At 72.1% G+C, this 16,640-nt stretch carries 16 protein-coding genes; 15 read left to right on the forward strand and 1 reads right to left on the reverse strand.

The window, feature by feature from the left end; genetic code table 11:
• The first annotated feature begins 23 nt into the window (after positions 1-23).
• The 14 genes from dnaJ (at position 24) to DEJ19_RS07970 (ending at position 14,518) form a co-directional block, all read left to right on the forward strand.
• A complete protein-coding gene (dnaJ, locus tag DEJ19_RS07905) occupies positions 24-1,136 on the forward strand; it encodes a molecular chaperone DnaJ (RefSeq protein ID WP_017886671.1) in 1,113 nt (370 codons plus the stop codon).
• Positions 1,136-1,873: a 16S rRNA (uracil(1498)-N(3))-methyltransferase gene (locus DEJ19_RS07910; RefSeq protein WP_111234273.1), complete on the forward strand. Its 738-nt coding sequence runs from the start codon at positions 1,136-1,138 to the stop codon at positions 1,871-1,873. Before dnaJ ends, DEJ19_RS07910 begins: the two co-directional genes overlap by 1 nt.
• Positions 1,874-1,911: 38 nt before the next feature.
• A complete protein-coding gene (locus DEJ19_RS07915; RefSeq protein WP_111093755.1) occupies positions 1,912-2,265 on the forward strand; it encodes a histidine triad nucleotide-binding protein in 354 nt (117 codons plus the stop codon).
• The gene (locus DEJ19_RS07920) at positions 2,255-3,397 is read left to right on the forward strand and encodes a PhoH family protein (RefSeq protein ID WP_111234274.1); all 1,143 of its coding nucleotides are present in this window, start codon (positions 2,255-2,257) and stop codon (positions 3,395-3,397) included. Before DEJ19_RS07915 ends, DEJ19_RS07920 begins: the two co-directional genes overlap by 11 nt.
• On the forward strand, positions 3,394-3,855 hold the full coding sequence (gene ybeY / locus DEJ19_RS07925; protein WP_017886675.1) for an rRNA maturation RNase YbeY: 462 nt from the start codon (positions 3,394-3,396) through the stop codon (positions 3,853-3,855). The genes DEJ19_RS07920 and ybeY overlap by 4 nt, the downstream gene beginning before the upstream one ends.
• Positions 3,856-3,858: 3 nt before the next feature.
• Positions 3,859-5,181, forward strand: a complete 1,323-nt coding sequence (locus DEJ19_RS07930; RefSeq protein ID WP_110864648.1) for a hemolysin family protein — start codon at positions 3,859-3,861, stop codon at positions 5,179-5,181.
• Complete coding sequence (gene era / locus DEJ19_RS07935) at positions 5,178-6,116, forward strand: GTPase Era (protein ID WP_111234275.1); 939 nt, start codon at positions 5,178-5,180, stop codon at positions 6,114-6,116. The genes DEJ19_RS07930 and era overlap by 4 nt, the downstream gene beginning before the upstream one ends.
• 73 nt (positions 6,117-6,189) lie before the next feature.
• The gene (locus DEJ19_RS07940) at positions 6,190-7,428 is read left to right on the forward strand and encodes a sensor histidine kinase (protein WP_111234276.1); all 1,239 of its coding nucleotides are present in this window, start codon (positions 6,190-6,192) and stop codon (positions 7,426-7,428) included.
• Positions 7,425-8,114 (forward strand): response regulator, encoded by a 690-nt coding sequence (locus DEJ19_RS07945; RefSeq protein WP_111023147.1) that lies wholly within the window; start codon positions 7,425-7,427, stop codon positions 8,112-8,114. Before DEJ19_RS07940 ends, DEJ19_RS07945 begins: the two co-directional genes overlap by 4 nt.
• A 112-nt stretch (positions 8,115-8,226) precedes the next feature.
• Positions 8,227-8,979: an ABC transporter ATP-binding protein gene (locus DEJ19_RS07950; RefSeq protein WP_111023148.1), complete on the forward strand. Its 753-nt coding sequence runs from the start codon at positions 8,227-8,229 to the stop codon at positions 8,977-8,979.
• Positions 8,976-10,376, forward strand: a complete 1,401-nt coding sequence (locus tag DEJ19_RS07955) for an ABC transporter permease (RefSeq protein WP_111234277.1) — start codon at positions 8,976-8,978, stop codon at positions 10,374-10,376. The genes DEJ19_RS07950 and DEJ19_RS07955 overlap by 4 nt, the downstream gene beginning before the upstream one ends.
• Positions 10,377-10,818: 442 nt before the next feature.
• Positions 10,819-12,594: a 2-isopropylmalate synthase gene (gene leuA / locus DEJ19_RS07960; protein ID WP_071405366.1), complete on the forward strand. Its 1,776-nt coding sequence runs from the start codon at positions 10,819-10,821 to the stop codon at positions 12,592-12,594.
• A gap of 227 nt (positions 12,595-12,821) precedes the next feature.
• Complete coding sequence (gene recO, locus DEJ19_RS07965; RefSeq protein ID WP_181441649.1) at positions 12,822-13,724, forward strand: DNA repair protein RecO; 903 nt, start codon at positions 12,822-12,824, stop codon at positions 13,722-13,724.
• Positions 13,721-14,518: an isoprenyl transferase gene (locus DEJ19_RS07970; protein ID WP_071251399.1), complete on the forward strand. Its 798-nt coding sequence runs from the start codon at positions 13,721-13,723 to the stop codon at positions 14,516-14,518. The genes recO and DEJ19_RS07970 overlap by 4 nt, the downstream gene beginning before the upstream one ends.
• A 35-nt stretch (positions 14,519-14,553) precedes the next feature.
• On the opposite strand, the gene DEJ19_RS07975 is transcribed toward DEJ19_RS07970, so the two are convergent.
• Entirely contained in the window at positions 14,554-15,501 is a 948-nt protein-coding gene (locus tag DEJ19_RS07975) for a LysR family transcriptional regulator (RefSeq protein WP_111234278.1), read from the reverse strand.
• Positions 15,502-15,571: 70 nt separating this feature from the next.
• On the opposite strand from DEJ19_RS07975, the gene DEJ19_RS07980 reads away from it, so the two are divergent.
• Positions 15,572-16,627 carry an aminotransferase class V-fold PLP-dependent enzyme gene (locus DEJ19_RS07980; RefSeq protein ID WP_111234279.1) on the forward strand — a complete coding sequence of 352 codons (1,056 nt, stop codon included), beginning with the start codon at positions 15,572-15,574 and terminating at the stop codon, positions 16,625-16,627.
• Positions 16,628-16,640 lie beyond the last annotated feature (13 nt).

The raw sequence follows: 16,640 nt of genomic DNA on the forward strand, positions 1-16,640 counted from the left end.
GAACCCAACCGACTGAGGGATACGTGGCAGACCACTACGACGTCCTCGGCGTCCAGCGAGACGCCTCCGATGCCGACATCAAGAAGGCCTACCGCCGCCTGGCGCGTGAGCTCCACCCGGACGTGAACCCGGCACCCGACGCCGCCGAGCGCTTCAAGGACGTGACGCACGCGTACGACGTGCTGAGCGACCCCGAGCAGCGACGCCGGTACGACGCTGGCCCGCAGGCCGACAGCCCCTTCGGCGGTGGCGCCGGTGGCTTCAGCGACATCTTCGACGCCTTCTTCGGCGGCGGCGGTGGCGGCGGCCGTGGCTCGGGCCCGCGCAGCCGTGCCGAGCGCGGTCAGGACGCCCTGCTCCGCATCGAGGTCGACCTCGACGAGGTCGTCTTCGGCACCCACAAGGACGTCGAGGTCGACACGGCGGTGCTGTGCGAGACCTGCCACGGTTCCTGCTGCGCACCGGGCACCAGCCCGCGCACGTGCGACATCTGCGGCGGCTCGGGGCACATCCAGCGCCAGGTCCGTTCGCTCCTGGGCAACGTGGTGACGAGCGCCCCGTGCGGCACCTGCCGCGGGTACGGCACCGTCATCCCGAGCCCCTGCCCGACCTGCCAGGGTCAGGGCCGCGTCCGCGCACGTCGCACCGTGCCGGTGGACGTCCCCGCCGGCGTCGACTCCGGCCTGCGCCTGCAGATGCCCGGCCAGGGCGAGGTCGGCCCGGCCGGCGGCCCGTCCGGTGACCTGTACCTCGAGATCCGCGTGCGCCACGACGACGTCTTCAGCCGTGACGGCGACGACCTGCTGGCGACGCTCGAGGTCGGCATGACCGACGCCGTCCTCGGCACGACCACCACGATCGACGGCCTCGACGGTCCGGTCGAGCTGGAGATCCGGCCCGGCGTGCAGAGTGCCGACGTCCTCGTCATCAAGGACCGCGGCATCACGAAGCTGCGCGGGAACGGCCGCGGCGACCTGCGGGTCGGCGTGCAGGTCGTCACCCCGACCAAGCTGTCCCACAAGGAACGGCAGCTGGTCGAGCAGCTCGCGAAGTCGCACAAGACCACCGCCCCGCAGCTCGCCCGGTTCCAGCAGGGCATGTTCGGCAAGCTCCGCGACCGGTTCTTCAACCACTGATGGCGTCGCTGTACCTCGTCGACTCGCTGGACGGCGTCGCCGTCGGTGACCCGGTGTCGCTCGACGGCGCCGAGGGCCGGCACGCTGTCTCCGTCGCGCGCGTCCGGGTCGGCGAGGTCCTGCGGATCGCCGACGGTCGGGGCACCGTGGTGTCCGGGCCGGTCACCACGCTCGGCAAGGACACGCTGGAGCTCGCGGTCGAGACCGTCGAGCACCAGGATGCACCGCGCCCGTCGCTGACCCTCGTGCAGGCCCTGGCGAAGGGCGGCCGTGACGAGATGGCGGTGCAGGCCGCGACCGAGATCGGCGTCGACCGGGTCGTGCCGTGGTCAGCCGCGCGCAGCGTCTCCCGGTGGGACGGCGCGAAGGTCGAGAAGGGCCGTGCCCGGTGGGCATCGATCGCGCACGAGGCCGCGAAGCAGGCGATCCGTCCGCGCGTGCCCGTCGTCGCGCCGCTGGTGACGACCGGACAGCTCGTGTCCGCGCTCGGAGCGGGGACCGCCCTCGTCCTGCTCGACCCGACCGCGACCGTGCGACTCGCCACCTGGGAACCCCCGACGGACGCCGAGGACATCGCACTCGTCGTCGGTCCCGAAGGCGGCATCGACGGCGCGGAGCTCGACCGGCTCGAGGCCGCGGGTGCCGTGCGGGTCCGACTCGGCGACAGCGTGCTCCGAACGTCCACCGCCGGACCGGCGGCACTCGCTGTCCTGCAGGCGCGACTGGGCCGCTGGTGAGCCGGACCACGCCGTCGGTCGCGTCCTACGATGGAGCCATGAGCAGCAGCACGCCCAGCGTCTTCTCCAAGATCATCGCGCGCGAGATCCCGGCGACCATCGTCGCCGAGGACGACCGTGTGATCGCGATCGAGGACATCGCCCCGAAGGCTCCCGTCCACGTGCTCGTCGTCCCCAAGACCGAGCAGTACGTGAACGTCGGCGAACTCGCAGCGGGCGACCCCGACCTGCTGGCCCACGTCGTCGCCACCGCGCAGCGCATCGCCGACGAGCGCGCCGACGGCCAGTTCCGACTCGTCTTCAACACCGGCGAAGCCGCCGGTCAGACCGTGTTCCACGTGCACGCGCACGTACTCGCAGGTGAACTGCAGGAAGGCACCCTTGCCGGTTAACGAACCAGTACAGCCCACCGCCGCCGACGACGAGCCCGTCTCGGTCTCGCTCCAGGTCGACGGCATCGCCATGGTGCAGCTGCTCGGCCCCCAGGACCGTCTGCTCAAGACGGTCGAGCGCCAGTACCCGGGCGTCCGGGTCGTCGTCCGTGGCAACGAGGTCGCGCTGACCGGGCCGGAGCGCGACGTCGCCCGCGCGAAGGCGCTCGTCGACGAGCTCGTCGGCATGGTCAGGCGTGGGCAGGAGATCGGCCCGGCCGACATCCCGATGTCGGCACGGATCCTCGACGACGACCGCAAGCCGTCCGACACCTTCGGCACCCCGATCGTGTCGAGCCGCGGCAAGTCCGTGCGGCCGAAGACCGACGGGCAGCGTGCCTACGTCGACGCCATCGACGAGCACACCATCACGTTCGGCATCGGTCCGGCCGGTACCGGCAAGACGTACCTGGCGATGGCCAAGGCGGTGCAGGCGCTGCAGCGGCGCGAGGTCAACCGGATCATCCTCACCCGTCCCGCGGTCGAGGCCGGCGAGCGGCTCGGCTTCCTGCCAGGCACGCTCACCGACAAGATCGACCCGTACCTGCGCCCGCTGTACGACGCCCTCAACGAGATGATGGACCCGGAGCTGGTCCCGAAGCTCCTGGCGGCCGGCACCGTCGAGGTCGCCCCGCTGGCGTACATGCGCGGCCGGACGCTCAACGACTCCTTCGTGGTGCTCGACGAGGCGCAGAACACCACGCCCGAGCAGATGAAGATGTTCCTGACCCGGCTCGGGTTCGGCTCGAAGATGGTCATCACGGGCGACATCACCCAGGTCGACCTGCCGGGCAACGTCTCCGGTCTCCGGCTCGTGACCCGCATCCTCGACCAGGTCGAGGACATCCACTTCGCCCGTCTCGGCAGCGAGGACGTGGTCCGTCACACCCTCGTCGGCCGGATCGTCGACGCGTACACGGTCTACGACGAGGAGCGCCTCGCCGAGCAGGCCGGGCAGCGTCCCGGTGGCCGTGGCACCGCCCCGGTCGGCAACCCCGACGGAGCGAACCGCGCCGAACGCCGTGGGCGCCCGCCGCAGGATCGCGCACGACCCCCGTACCCCCAGAACGACGCCCGAGGAGGCACCCGGTGAGCATCGAGCTCAACAACGAGTCCGGCGTCGAGGTGGACGAGGCCGCGATCCAGCGGCTCGCCGCGTTCGCCCTGGACGCGATGCACGTCCACGCCGATGCCGAGCTCGCGATCGTGCTGGTCGACGAGGGTGCGATGGAGCAGCTGCACGTCCGGTGGATGGACGAGCCCGGACCGACGGACGTCCTGAGCTTCCCGATGGACGAACTGCGCCCCGGGACCGAGGACGACCCCACGCCGGCCGGGCTGCTGGGCGACATCGTGCTCTGCCCGCAGGTGGCCGAGGAGCAGGCGAAGACCGCCGGGCACTCGAGCACCGACGAGATGCTGCTGCTCACCTGCCACGGCATCCTGCACCTGCTCGGCTTCGACCACGCCGAGCCCGACGAGAAGGCCGAGATGTTCGGCATCCAGGGCGAGATCCTGACCGCCTTCGCCGCCCAGCACCGAGGGCGGTAGCCGGTGGTCGTCGTCGCCGGGCTCCTCGCGGTGGCGCTGGGGCTCGTCGTGCTCGGCGGACTCCTCGCCGCGAGCGACGCCGCGCTCTCCGTGGTCTCCCGTGCCGACCTCGAGGAGATCGCCAGAGGCAACAAACGCCGCCGCGCCATCGAGGCGATCGCGGACGACGTCGGGGCGCACGTCAACGCGCTGAACTTCTTCCGCGTCCTCGCCGAGACCGCGGCCGCGGTGCTCGTGACGATCGCCCTCGTGCGCGCCTTCGACAGCTGGTGGCTCGCACTCGTGCTCTCCGCCGCGATCATGACCGCGGTGTCGTTCGTGCTGGTCGGGTCGAGCCCCCGCAGCGTCGGACGCGCCCACGCCGAGCGGCTGATCGGTGCGACCGGCGGCATCGTCCGCGGGGTCCGCATCGTGCTCGGTCCGCTGGCCGGGCTGCTCGTCCGGATCGGCGACCGGGTCACCCCCGGCCGCGGCCGGAGCGCCTCCACCGTGTCGAGCGAGGAGCAGCTGCTCTCGCTCGTCGACGAGGCCACCGAGAGCAACGTGCTCGAGGACGAGGACCGCGAACTCATCCACTCGGTGTTCGAGTTCAGCGACACCCTGGTGCGCGAGGTCATGGTGCCCCGCACGGACATGCTCACCGTCGACGGTGCAGAGACGCTCGCCGCGGCCATGGAGCAGTTCCTGGCCGCCGGGGTGTCCCGGATGCCGGTGACGGGCAAGGACAGCGACGACGTGCGTGGTGTGCTCTACCTGCGCGACGTCGCGCGGTCGCTGTACGAACGACCGGCGTCCCGCAGCGAGCGGGTCAGCCGGCTGCTGCGGCCCGCCGAGTTCGTGCCGGAGTCGAAGCACGCCGACGACACCCTGCGGCACATGCAGGTCGCCAAGAACCACCTGGTGCTGGTGGTCGACGAGTACGGCGGAGTCGCCGGGCTCGTGACCATGGAGGACCTCATCGAAGAACTCGTCGGCGACATCTCCGACGAGTACGACCGCGCCGTCGTCGACCGGACCGAGGTCGAACCGGGCATCTGGCGGATCTCCGCCCGGCTGCCGATCGACGAGCTCGGCGACCTGTTCGGCATCGAGCTCGACGACGACGACGTCGACACCGCCGGTGGCCTGCTCACCAAGGAGCTCGGACACCTGGCCGTCTCCGGCGACACCGTCACCGTGTCCGGGGTCGTCCTGACCGCCGACCGGGTCGAGGGCAAGCGCCGCCACCTCATCACCGTGCTCGCCGAGCGCACCCACGCCCTGGCCGACGTCGAGGACGCCTTCGACGACGCCGAACCCACCACGACGGGAACCACGCACGCATGACCGACACCGACACCACCCAGGCCGGCTCGGACAAGCCCTACCGCGCGGGCTTCGTCTCGTTCGTCGGCCGTCCGAACGTCGGCAAGTCGACGCTGACCAACGCCCTGGTGGGCGAGAAGGTCGCCATCACCTCGTCGAAGCCGCAGACCACCCGGCGCGCGATCCGCGGGATCGTGCACCGGCCCGACGGCCAGGTGATCATCGTCGACACGCCGGGCGTGCACCGTCCGCGCACCCTGCTCGGCGAACGGCTCAACGACCTCGTGCAGTCCACCCTCGGCGACGTCGACGTGATCGGGTTCTGCGTGCCGGCGAACGAGCCCGTCGGTCCCGGTGACCGGTTCATCAACGACACGCTCGACCAGTACCCGCGGGCGAAGAAGATCGCGATCGTCACCAAGATCGACAGCGCCTCCAAGGACCGCGTCGGCGAGCAGCTGCTGGCCGTCTCGAAGCTCCGCGACTGGGACGCCGTGGTTCCGACCTCGGGCACCCGTGGCATGCAGCTCGAAGACCTGCTGGGCGTCGTCACGAGCCTGCTGCCCGAGTCGCCGCAGCTGTACGACTCGAGCGCGGTGACCGAGGAGACCGACGAGGAGCGCATCGGCGAACTCATCCGCGAGGCCGCGCTCGAAGGTGTCCGTGACGAACTGCCGCACTCGCTCGCCGTCGTCATCGAGGACATCGTCGAGCCCGACGCGGACGACGACGCCGACGGCCCGCTGCGCATCTTCGCGAACCTGTTCGTCGAGCGCGACAGCCAGAAGGCGATCGTCATCGGACACAAGGGCGAGCGCCTGAAGGACGTCGGCTCGCGAGCCCGCGTCGAGATCGAGTCGCTGCTCGGCGGCCGGCACGTCTACCTGAACATCCGCGTGAAGGTGGCCAAGGAATGGCAGCGTGACCCGAAACAGCTCGGACGCCTCGGCTTCTGACCGTCCGCCGCTCGCACCCCGGGTCATCCGGGCGAGGGACGCGGGGACGAGCGGCCCGCCGTACCGTGGACGGGTGTTCCGTCCCATGCTGCGCGCGCAGGTCATCACCGACCTGCTGATCGCCGTGCTGCTCGGCGGCCTCGTGCTGGTCGCCAGCGGGCGCGGGATCGACGGGCCGTTGTCCGTGGTCGCCGTCGTCGGGATGACCGCCGCCCTGGCACTCCGGCGCCTGTCACCCGGGCTCGCCCTGACCGTGGCGTGGGTGTTCGCGGTCTTCGAGATGGTCACCCTGCAGGTACCGGACGTGTCGAACGCGTTCATCGCCGGCGTCATGTACACGACGAGTGCGTACGGCAGCCGCCGTGTACGGCTGGCCGGGCTCGTGTCGGCGATCGTCGGGTCCGTCGCCGCGGCCGCGTACATGGGCTTCGACGACTACCAGAACCGGCTCACCTACGAGACCGCCTCCACACCACTGCAGGAGTCCCTGCAGGTCACGCTCTCGTTCTTCGCCGTCGTCCTGCTCCTGCTGCTGCTGCCGTGGCTCGCCGGACTCGTGGTCCGGACCCGTCGCTCGGCGAGCATGAGTCGCGAGGCCCAGCTGCTCGCCGAACGTGACGCCGCGCGGGCCGACCGGGCCGTCGCGGTCGAGCAGGAGCGCGTGCGGATCGCCCGCGACATGCACGACATCGTCGCGCACTCGCTCGCGGTGGTCATCGCGCAGTCCGACGGCGCCCGGTACGCCCTGAAGGCCGACCCCGCGGTGGCCGACCAGGCCCTCAGCACCATCTCGGCCACGGCCCGGCGCGCACTCGGCGACGTGCGCGAACTCCTCGGCGCGCTCCGGCACGAGCAGGGGACCGCGCCGACGCCCGAGATCGACGACATCGACCGGCTCGTCGACGAGATGCGGCAGCTCGGGCTCGACGTGCGCGTTGAACGCGAGGGCGACCCCGCCGGACTGCCCACCACCACGCAGCTCGCGGTCTACCGGATCGTGCAGGAGAGCCTGACGAACGCGTACAAGCACGGAGAGCCCGGCAGCCCGGTGCGTGCCGCTCTGACCTACCGGCCGGACACCGTCGAGATCGCCGTCGTGAACCGCCGTGCCGACGACGGCGTCCGCGGCCCCGGCACGGGCCACGGCCTGGTCGGCATGCGCGAGCGCGCCGTGATGACCGGCGGCACCATGACCGCCGGGGCCCGAGGAGACGACTTCGCGGTCGCCGTCCGGATGCCGACCGTCCCGGCCAGCGGGCAGATGCCCCGCGGCCGGATCACCCCGACCGAGCAGGAGCGCACCGCCCGATGACCACGATCCCGACCGACGAGCACCGGATCCGTGTCGCCCTCGTCGACGACCAGGCGCTGTTCCGCACCGGCATCCGGATGCTCATCGACTCGCAGCCCGACCTGCGGTTCGTCGGCGAGGCGGGCGACGGTGCCGAGGGGGTCGAACTCGTCCGACGCACCCGTCCCGACGTCGTGCTGATGGACGTCCGGATGCCCGTGATGGACGGCATCACGGCGACCGGTCACATCGTCGAGCAGTCCGGCACCGACGGTGCGAAGGTGCTCGTGCTGACCACGTTCGACTTCGACGAGGCCGCAGCCAAGGCCATCCGCGCCGGTGCGAGCGGTTTCGTGCTCAAGGACGCCGACCCCGAGTTCCTGCTCGCGGCGGTCCGGACCGTGCACGCCGGCACCGCGGTGTTCGCCGCGTCGGCCACGCGGGAGCTCCTGCGGCGGTACGACGACTCGGTCGGACGCGCCGCCGCCGTCCCCGCGGCCTTCGCCGACCTCACCCCGCGTGAGCGCGAGATCTTCGACCTGGCCGCCCGGGGGTTCAGCAACAGCGAGATCGCCCAGCACGAGTACGTCAGCGAGGCGACCGTGAAGACGCACATCTCGCGGGTCCTGACGAAGCTCGAGCTCCGCGACCGGGTGCGGCTCGTCGTCTTCGCCCACGAACACGGGCTCGTCACCAAGGCCGACTGACGCCGGGTCATCCGCGGGGATGACCCCTCCACAGGCAACCGAGCCGAGCGGACGATCCACAGGAGCCGACCGGGCGACGCGGGACAGGACCGCTGACCGCCATCGTGGATGCATGACCACGAGCCACGCCCCGATCATCCGCCTCGACCACGTGTCCAAGCACTACGGCGACGACGCCCGACGTGTGACCGCGCTCGACGACGTCAGCGTCGACATCGGCGCGGGGGAGTTCACCGCGGTGATGGGCCCGTCCGGGTCCGGCAAGTCGACGCTCATGCACGTCGCGGCCGGCCTCGACGCCGTGTCGACCGGCCGGATCCAGATCGACGGCGTCGACATCACGGCCCTGGGCGACAAGGACCTCACCGAGCTGCGTCGTCGTCGGCTGGGCTTCGTGTTCCAGTCGTTCAACCTCGTCCCGACGCTCGACGTCAGCGAGAACATCCGGCTGCCGTTCCTGCTCGGCGGGCACAAGCCCTCGCGCGAGGAGACCGCCTGGATCGACCGGCTGGTCGAGATGCTCGGGCTCGGCAACCGGCTGACGCACCGTCCGCACCAGCTCTCCGGCGGGCAGCAGCAGCGCGTCGCCATCGCACGGGCGCTCGCTTCGCGGCCGGCGGTGGTCGTCGCCGACGAACCGACCGGCGCGCTCGACTCCCGCACGGGGCGCGACGTGCTCGCGATCCTCCGCGGTGCCGTCCAGGAGTGGGGCCAGAGCGTCGTCATGGTCACGCACGACCCGGTGGCCGCCGCGAACGCCGACCGCATCCTGTTCCTGGCCGACGGCCGGATCGTCGCCGACCGCCCCGCGATGGACGCCGGCGCGATCTCCACGACGATGCTCGGGATGGAGGCAGCAGCGTGAACGGCGTCCGCTCCTTCGCCCCCACCGTCCTGGTCGCCGCCCTCGGCACCACGTTCGGTTCCGCTCTCGTCATCGCACCGGGGATCGTGACCGAGGCGCTCCGTGCCGCCGGGGTCGCCGACCTCGGCCCGATCAAGGCGATCCTGTCGGTGGTCGGGTGGCTGTTCCTCGGCATCGCGCTCTACGTCGGCGCGATCGTCACCGCGAACACCTGCGCCACCCTGATCGCCGGGCAGACCCGGATCATCGCCCTGCAGCGGTTGGTCGGCGCGACCGGTGCGACCCTGCGGGCGCGGATCACGCGCACCGGCCTGGTGGTCGGTGTGCTCGGCGGGGTCATCGGCGCCGTCGTGGGGACCGCGCTCTCGGCCCTGTTCGTCATCGTCCTGCGGGGCAACGGGGTCCTGCCCGAGACCGAGTACACGTACGTGCCGTGGGAGCTCGTCCTGCCGGTCGTGGCCGTCGTCCTCGCCACCTGGGGTGCCTTCGCTGCCGGGTCGCGCCGCGTGCTCACCGTCACCCCGCTCGAAGCGCTGTCGTCGTCCGTCGAGCCGAGCCACGACGACGTCCGGTCCGGTACGGCCCGCAAGGTCTGGGCGATCGTGCTGATGGCCGGCGGCGCGGTGCTGATGCTGCTCGGGCTCGCGGTGAGCTCGCTGTCCCCGGTCGCGGTCCTGCCGGCGGCGCTCGGCGGGTTCGTGTCCTTCGCGGGGGTCGCCGTGGGGGCGACGATCGTGATGCCGCCCGTGCTGCAGCTCATCGGCCGCATCGGCTCGCACGACCCCGTCGTCCTGCTCGCCGGACGGAACGCGATGCGGGCGCCGGGGCGGTCCTCGCGGGCGACCATCGGGCTCGTCATCGGCGTCACCCTGCTCGTCACCTTCGCGGTCGCGCTCGGCATCATGCAGCACGTGCTCGAGACCGAGATGCGCGCCATGAGCGCCGGGAGCGCCACCCCGCAGATGATCGAGGCGCAGCGGGACCTCTTCGTGCAGATCAACGCCGTCGTCAGCGTGATCGTCGGGTTCTCCGCCGTGATCGCCGCCGTCGGCGTCGTGAACGCCCTGGCGCTCGGGGTGCTCCAGCGTCGACGCGAGCTCGGGCTGCTGCGGGTGCTCGGCCTGACCGGTGCGCAGGTCCGACGGATGATCGTGACCGAGGCCGTGCAGATGGTCGTCGCGGCCGTCGTCGCGGGGCTCGCACTCGGCACGCTGTACGGCTGGGTCGGCGGGCAGACGCTCCTCGGCTCGCTCGGGACGCCCGTGGCGCCGGTGCTGCCGCCGCTGACCATCGGCATCGTGGTGATCGGCGCGCTGGTCCTGGCGGTCGTCGCCACCATCGCCCCGGTGCGGCGCGCGATGCGCGTCCCGCCGACCGAGGCGCTCGCGGTCGACTGACCCGTCGCCCTGGTCGCACCACGCGACGACACGGGAGGCCCGGTGCCAGCTGGCACCGGGCCTCCCGTCCGTCGTGGGGTCGCGCCGACGTGCCCTGCCCGGCCCCGCCACGCCGCTCACGTCCGCCGAGGTGTCACGAACCGTCGTCTGGACGCGGCCCGGGCGACACAACGTGACCACTCGCGACCGGCCCGCGGCAGGTCTCGACCACTCGGCACCGCACCCGGCACCGCACTCGGCGCCCCGTTCGACGGCGCCGGGCAGTCCCGCGTCACACGCTTGCGCCAGCCCGCTGCTCCGGTGCTACCGTGGGTCCCGATGTACTCGGCACTCCTCCTCCTTCGCTGCCGCGACGAGGCCTGACACTCCGGCCCACCTCGTCGCGGAGTCCGTCGTGGCCGCACCACAACAGCTCACGAACACGCGACGAAAGCGAAGAACGATGCAGAACACCCAGCAGCCCTCCGGGATGCCGATCCACAAGTACGTCCCGTTCCACGAGCAGATCAGCGTCGACCTGCCGGACCGGACCTGGCCCACGAAGCGCATCGACAAGGCGCCGCGCTGGTGTGCGGTCGACCTGCGTGACGGCAACCAGGCACTCATCGACCCGATGGACGCCGAGCGCAAGCGGGCGATGTTCGACCTCCTCGTCCGGATGGGCTACAAGGAGATCGAGGTCGGGTTCCCGAGCGCCTCGCAGACCGACTTCGACTTCGTCCGGTCGCTGATCGACGAGGGCGCGATCCCCGACGACGTCACCATCCAGGTCCTGACCCAGGCGCGCGAACACCTCATCCAGCGCACCTACGAGGCGATCGACGGCGCGAAGCAGGCCATCGTCCACCTGTACAACTCCACGAGCATCGTGCAGCGCGAGGTCGTCTTCCGCACCGACGTGCAGGGCGTGGTGGACATCGCGGTCACCGGTGCGAAGCTCTGCAAGGCGGCCGAAGCCACGCTGCAGCACGACACGACGATCTACTACGAGTACTCGCCGGAGTCCTACACGGGCACCGAACTCGAGGTCGCACTGGAGATCTGCAACGCCGTCCTCGAGGTCTTCGAGCCGACGCCCGAGCGCAAGGTCATCATCAACCTGCCCGCCACCGTCGAGATGGCCACGCCGAACGTCTACGCCGACTCGATCGAGTGGATGTCCCGCCGCCTCGCCCACCGCGAGGACGTCATCCTGTCGCTGCACCCGCACAACGACCGCGGCACCGCGGTCGCGGCCGCCGAGCTCGGCTACATGGCCGGTGCCGACCGCATCGAGGGCTGCCTGTTCGGCAACGGTGAGCGCACCGGCAACGTGGACCTGGTCGCCCTCGGGATGAACCTGTTCACGCAGGGGATCGACCCGGAGATCTCGTTCGCCGACATCGACCAGGTGAAGCGCACCGTCGAGTACTGCAACCAGCTGCCGGTGCCCGAGCGCCAGCCGTGGGCGGGCGACCTCGTGTACACGGCGTTCAGCGGCTCGCACCAGGACGCCATCAACAAGGGCTTCGAGGCGATGAAGGCCAAGGCCGCCGCCGCGGGCAAGGACATCGACGAGATCGAGTGGGCGGTGCCGTACCTGCCCGTCGACCCGAAGGACATCGGCCGCTCGTACGAGGCCGTCATCCGTGTCAACTCGCAGTCCGGCAAGGGCGGCGTCGCCTACCTGCTCAAGACCGACCACGCCCTCGACCTGCCCCGCAAGCTGCAGATCGAGTTCTCCGGAGTCGTGCAGCGGCACACCGACACCGAGGGCGGCGAGTTCTCGTCGCAGCGCATCTGGGACGTGTTCCAGGACGAGTACCTGCCCGCGTCGATCGACGACGAGAAGTGGGGCCGGTACGAGCTCACGAAGACGGCGACGTCGAGCGACTTCGAGGGCACGACCTCGCTGTCCGTGGCACTCCGGGTCGACGAGGGTGCGGTCACGGCCGAGGCCGTCGGCACCGGTCCCATCGACGCGTTCCTGAAGGTGCTCGCCGAGCAGGGCGTCCAGGTCACGCTGTACGACTACTCGGAGCACACGATGAGCGCCTCCGGTGACGCGAAGGCCGCGTCCTACGTCGAGCTCGACGTCGACGGCGTGCGCCTGTGGGGCGTCGGCATCGACGCCGACATCTCGACGGCGTCGCTCAAGGCGATCGTGTCCGCGGTGAACCGCGCGGTGCGCGCGGGTGCCGCGGCCGGCGCCGACGCGCCGGAGCTCGTCTCCGCCTGAGACGCAACCAGGCCGGGAGGCGCGGTGCGGGTCCGTCCCGCACCGCGCCTCCCGGCTGTGCGCACGTTCACTGCCTGACGCAAGACGCCGTCGTGTTGCCGAGGCGCCTCCGGAAGTCGCGGCGTCTCGACGAGTGCGCGGTGTCCGGCGAAGACGACGGCGTCTTGTCGCAGCGCCCCCACCCCGGACCGCACGCGGCTGTCGGCGGGGCGGGGGATACTGGGGGCATGCCGCTGTACCGGGACGAGTGCGTCGTGTTGCGCACCCACAAGCTCGGTGAAGCCGACCGCATCGTCACGATGCTCTCGCGGCAGCACGGCAAGATCCGCGCCGTGGCGAAGGGCGTGCGGCGGACGGCGTCGAAGTTCGGCAGCCGCCTCGAGCCGTTCATGGTCGTCGACGCCCAGTTCTACGAGGGCCGGTCGCTCGACATCGTCACCCAGGCGGAGTCCCTCGGCGCGTACGGGGCCCAGATCGTCGCCGACTACGGTGCGTACACCGCGGCCAGCGCCATGGTCGAGACCGCCGACCGACTGAGCGAGGCCGACGCCGGGCTGCAGCAGTACCTGTTGCTCGTCGGGGCGCTCCGCTCGTTGTCCCGCGGGGAGCACCAGTCCAGCGCGACCCTCGACTCGTACCTGCTCCGCGCGATGAGCATCGCGGGGTGGGCCCCCTCGTTCAGCGACTGTGCGGTGACGGGGGAGCCCGGCCCGCACTCGGCGTTCGTGGTGCAGCTCGGTGGTGTCGTCGCCGACCGTGCGGCACCCCCGGGCACGCCGCGGCTCGACCCGGCGACGCTCGGGGTGCTCGGCTCCCTGCTCGCCGGTGACTGGGCGACGGTCGACGCCACCGACGAGCGGACGCGTTCGCGGGCCTCCGGCGTGGTCGCGGCCTACGCCCAGTGGCACCTGGAACGATCGCTCCGGTCCCTGCCGCACGTCGACCGCTCCGAGCACCCGATGCCGGTGCCGCAGACCCACGGCGGACCCGAGGCGACGGCGCGCGCGGTGGCTTCGACCCCGGCACCCGCCGTGCCCGAACCCGAGCCCGAGCCCGAGCCCGAGCCCGAGCCCGAGCCCGAGCCCGAGCCCGACCCTGATCCCGCTGTCGAAGGAGCCCCCACCGCATGAGCCCCCGCCGCCCCGACGACGTCGAACCGTTCCGCCCGATCGACTGGACCGGCGAGACGCCCCCGGCGATCCCGGCCCGGTTCGTGCCGGAGCACGTGGCCATCGTCATGGACGGCAACGGCCGGTGGGCGAACGGCCGCGGCCTGACCCGGATCGAGGGGCACAAGGCGGGCGAGGCCTCGCTGCTCGACGTCGTAGCGGGCGCGATCCAGATCGGTGTCGGGCACGTGTCGGCGTACGCGTTCTCGACGGAGAACTGGAAGCGCTCCCCGGAAGAGGTCCGGTTCCTGATGGGCTTCAACCGCGACGTCATCCGCCGGCGCCGTGACCAGCTGCACCAGTGGGGCGTCAAGGTGCGGTGGGCCGGTCGGCGTCCGCGGCTGTGGCGGAGCGTCATCGACGAGCTCGAGACCGCCGAGCGGATGACGGCGGGCAACGACGTCCTCACGCTGACGATGTGCGTGAACTACGGCGGCCGGAACGAGATCGTCGACGCCGTGCGGGGCATGGCCGAGGACGTCGCAGCCGGTCGCCTGAAGCCGAGCCAGGTCACCGAGAAGGCACTCGCCAAGCGCCTGTACGTGCCCGAGATGCCCGACGTCGACCTGTTCCTCCGGAGCTCGGGGGAGCAGCGCACGAGCAACTTCCTGCTGTGGCAGTCCGCCTACGCCGAGATGGTGTTCCTCGACCGGCTCTGGCCGGACTTCCGTCGCACCGACCTGTGGGGTGCGATCGAGGAGTACGCCAGCCGTGACCGACGCTACGGCGGCGCCGTCGACACCCCGACGGCCTAGCCCAAGCCCGAGCCCAAGCCCCCGAGCCCGGCCCCTCAGCCCGGCAGCGGCCCCTCGAGCAGGTGGGCCGCGGAGCGCACCGCGTCGAGCGCCGCACGGACGCTCGGCACCCGGTCGGCACCACGGGCGACGACGACCTCGACACGCCGGGCCAGCTCGTCGTCCACGGGGTCGATCGCGACACCGGCGGGGATCACCGTCGTCGCGAGTGCCAGCCGGGGGAGCAGCGCCACCCCGAGCCCGGCGGCGACGAGTCCCACCACCGCGGCCGCGTTGTCCGTCTCCAGCACGATGTCCGGCGTGAACCCCGCGCTCGCGCACGAGGCGAGCAGGTGCCCACGGCAACGCGGGCAGCCCCCGATCCACCGGGCGTCGTGGTGGGACGCGAGGTCCACGACGGTGGAGCCGGCGGTGCGGAGTCGCTCCATGCCGCCCGGCTCGACCGGTGTCACCAGCGCGAGCGGGTCGCGACCGAGCGCCCGGGTGACGAGGCCCGGGTCCGGGGTGGTCCCGACCTCGTCGCCGACGTAGGTGAAGGTGAGGGCGACGTCGACCTCGCCACCGCGCAGCAGGTCGAGTGCCTCGGGCGGCTCGACCTCGACGTACGAGGTCGTCAGGCCGGGCGCCGTCGCGGCGAGCCGGGCGAGCACGGCGGGCACCAGGGCGGAGGACGCGCTCGGGAACCCGGCGAGTCGCACCCGGCCACGGCTGAGTCCGCCGACAGCGTCGAGGTCCTCGCGCGCCGCGGTCAGGGCGGCCTGCACGTGCAGGGCGTGGTCGGCGAGCACCTGCCCGGCGTGTGTGAGGGTCGCGCCCCGTCCGCCGCGCAGCACCAGCGCGTGCCCGAGACGCTGCTCGGCCCGGGCCAGCAGCTGGCTGACGGCCGGCTGGCTCGACCCGAGTGCGGCGGCGGCGCGGGTGATCGACCCGCCGTCGGCCACGGCGCGGAGGACCCGGAGCAACTGGGGATCGATCTCGTCCATCACCCGATGTTATCGGTGGCACAACGGATCGGCCCTGGTGTGATGGGTCGGGAACCGGGACGCTGTCCGCATGGACTCCTTCCCCGCCGGCCGCGGCTACCTGGCGGCGTGCACCGCGGGCCTGCCCACCCACGGCACCCTCGCCGCCCAGCGCGCCGACCTCGACGCGTGGTCCCGGGCCGAGACGTCGCCCGCCCGGTACGGCGCGCTGGTCGAGCAGGGACGTGCGCTCTTCGCCGCGCTGGTCGGCGTCCCGGCGGAGCGCGTCGCGACGGGCTCGCAGACCTCGGTGATGGCCGCGGTCGTCGCCGACGCGCTGCCGGACGGCGCCGAGGTGGTCGTCCCCGACGGGGACTTCAGCTCGGTCGTCTTCCCGTTCCTCGCCCAGGCACACCGCGGCGTCCGGGTCCGGAGCGTCCCGCTGGACCGGCTCGCCGCCTCGGTCGGGCCCGACACCGCCCTCGTCGCGTGGTCCGCGGTGCAGTCCGCCACCGGCGTGGTCACCGACCCCGACCCGGTCGTGGCCGCCGCCCGACGCGTCGGCGCTCTGACCCTCTGCGACCTCACGCAGGCCGCCGGCGTCCTGCCCGTCGACGCCGCCCCGTTCGACGTGACGCTCACGCACACCTACAAGTGGCTCTGCGCGCCGCGCGGCGTCGCCTTCATGACGCTCTCCGACACCGCCCTCGGCCGACTCCGCCCGGTGCAGGCCGGTTGGTACGCGGGAGCGGACGTGTGGTCCTCCTGCTACGGCCCCGCCATGCACCTGGCCGACGACGCGCGTCGCTTCGACGTCTCGCCCGCCTGGCAGGCGTGGCCCGGTGCCGTGGCCGCGCTCGAGCACGCGGTCGCGCTCGACCAGCAGGCGGTCTGGAGGCACGCCACCGGTCTCGCGGATCGGCTGTGCGACGCCCTCGGGTCGCCTCGGCAGGGCGACGGGCAGGCGATCGTGACGTTCGCGGACGCCGACGGGTCGGCCCTCCGGGCCCTCACCGCCGCGGGGCTCACCGCCTCGGGGCGTGCCGGGCGGCTGCGCATCGCGTTCCACCTGTGGAACGACGAGTCCGACGTGACCGACGTCGTGGCCGCGCTGGGCGGGGTGGGGCCGACCACGTCGGGCAGGTGAGCGGGGAGGGCGG

The sequence above is a fragment of the Curtobacterium sp. MCSS17_016 genome, assembly GCF_003234255.2.
Lineage (GTDB): Bacteria > Actinomycetota > Actinomycetes > Actinomycetales > Microbacteriaceae > Curtobacterium > Curtobacterium flaccumfaciens.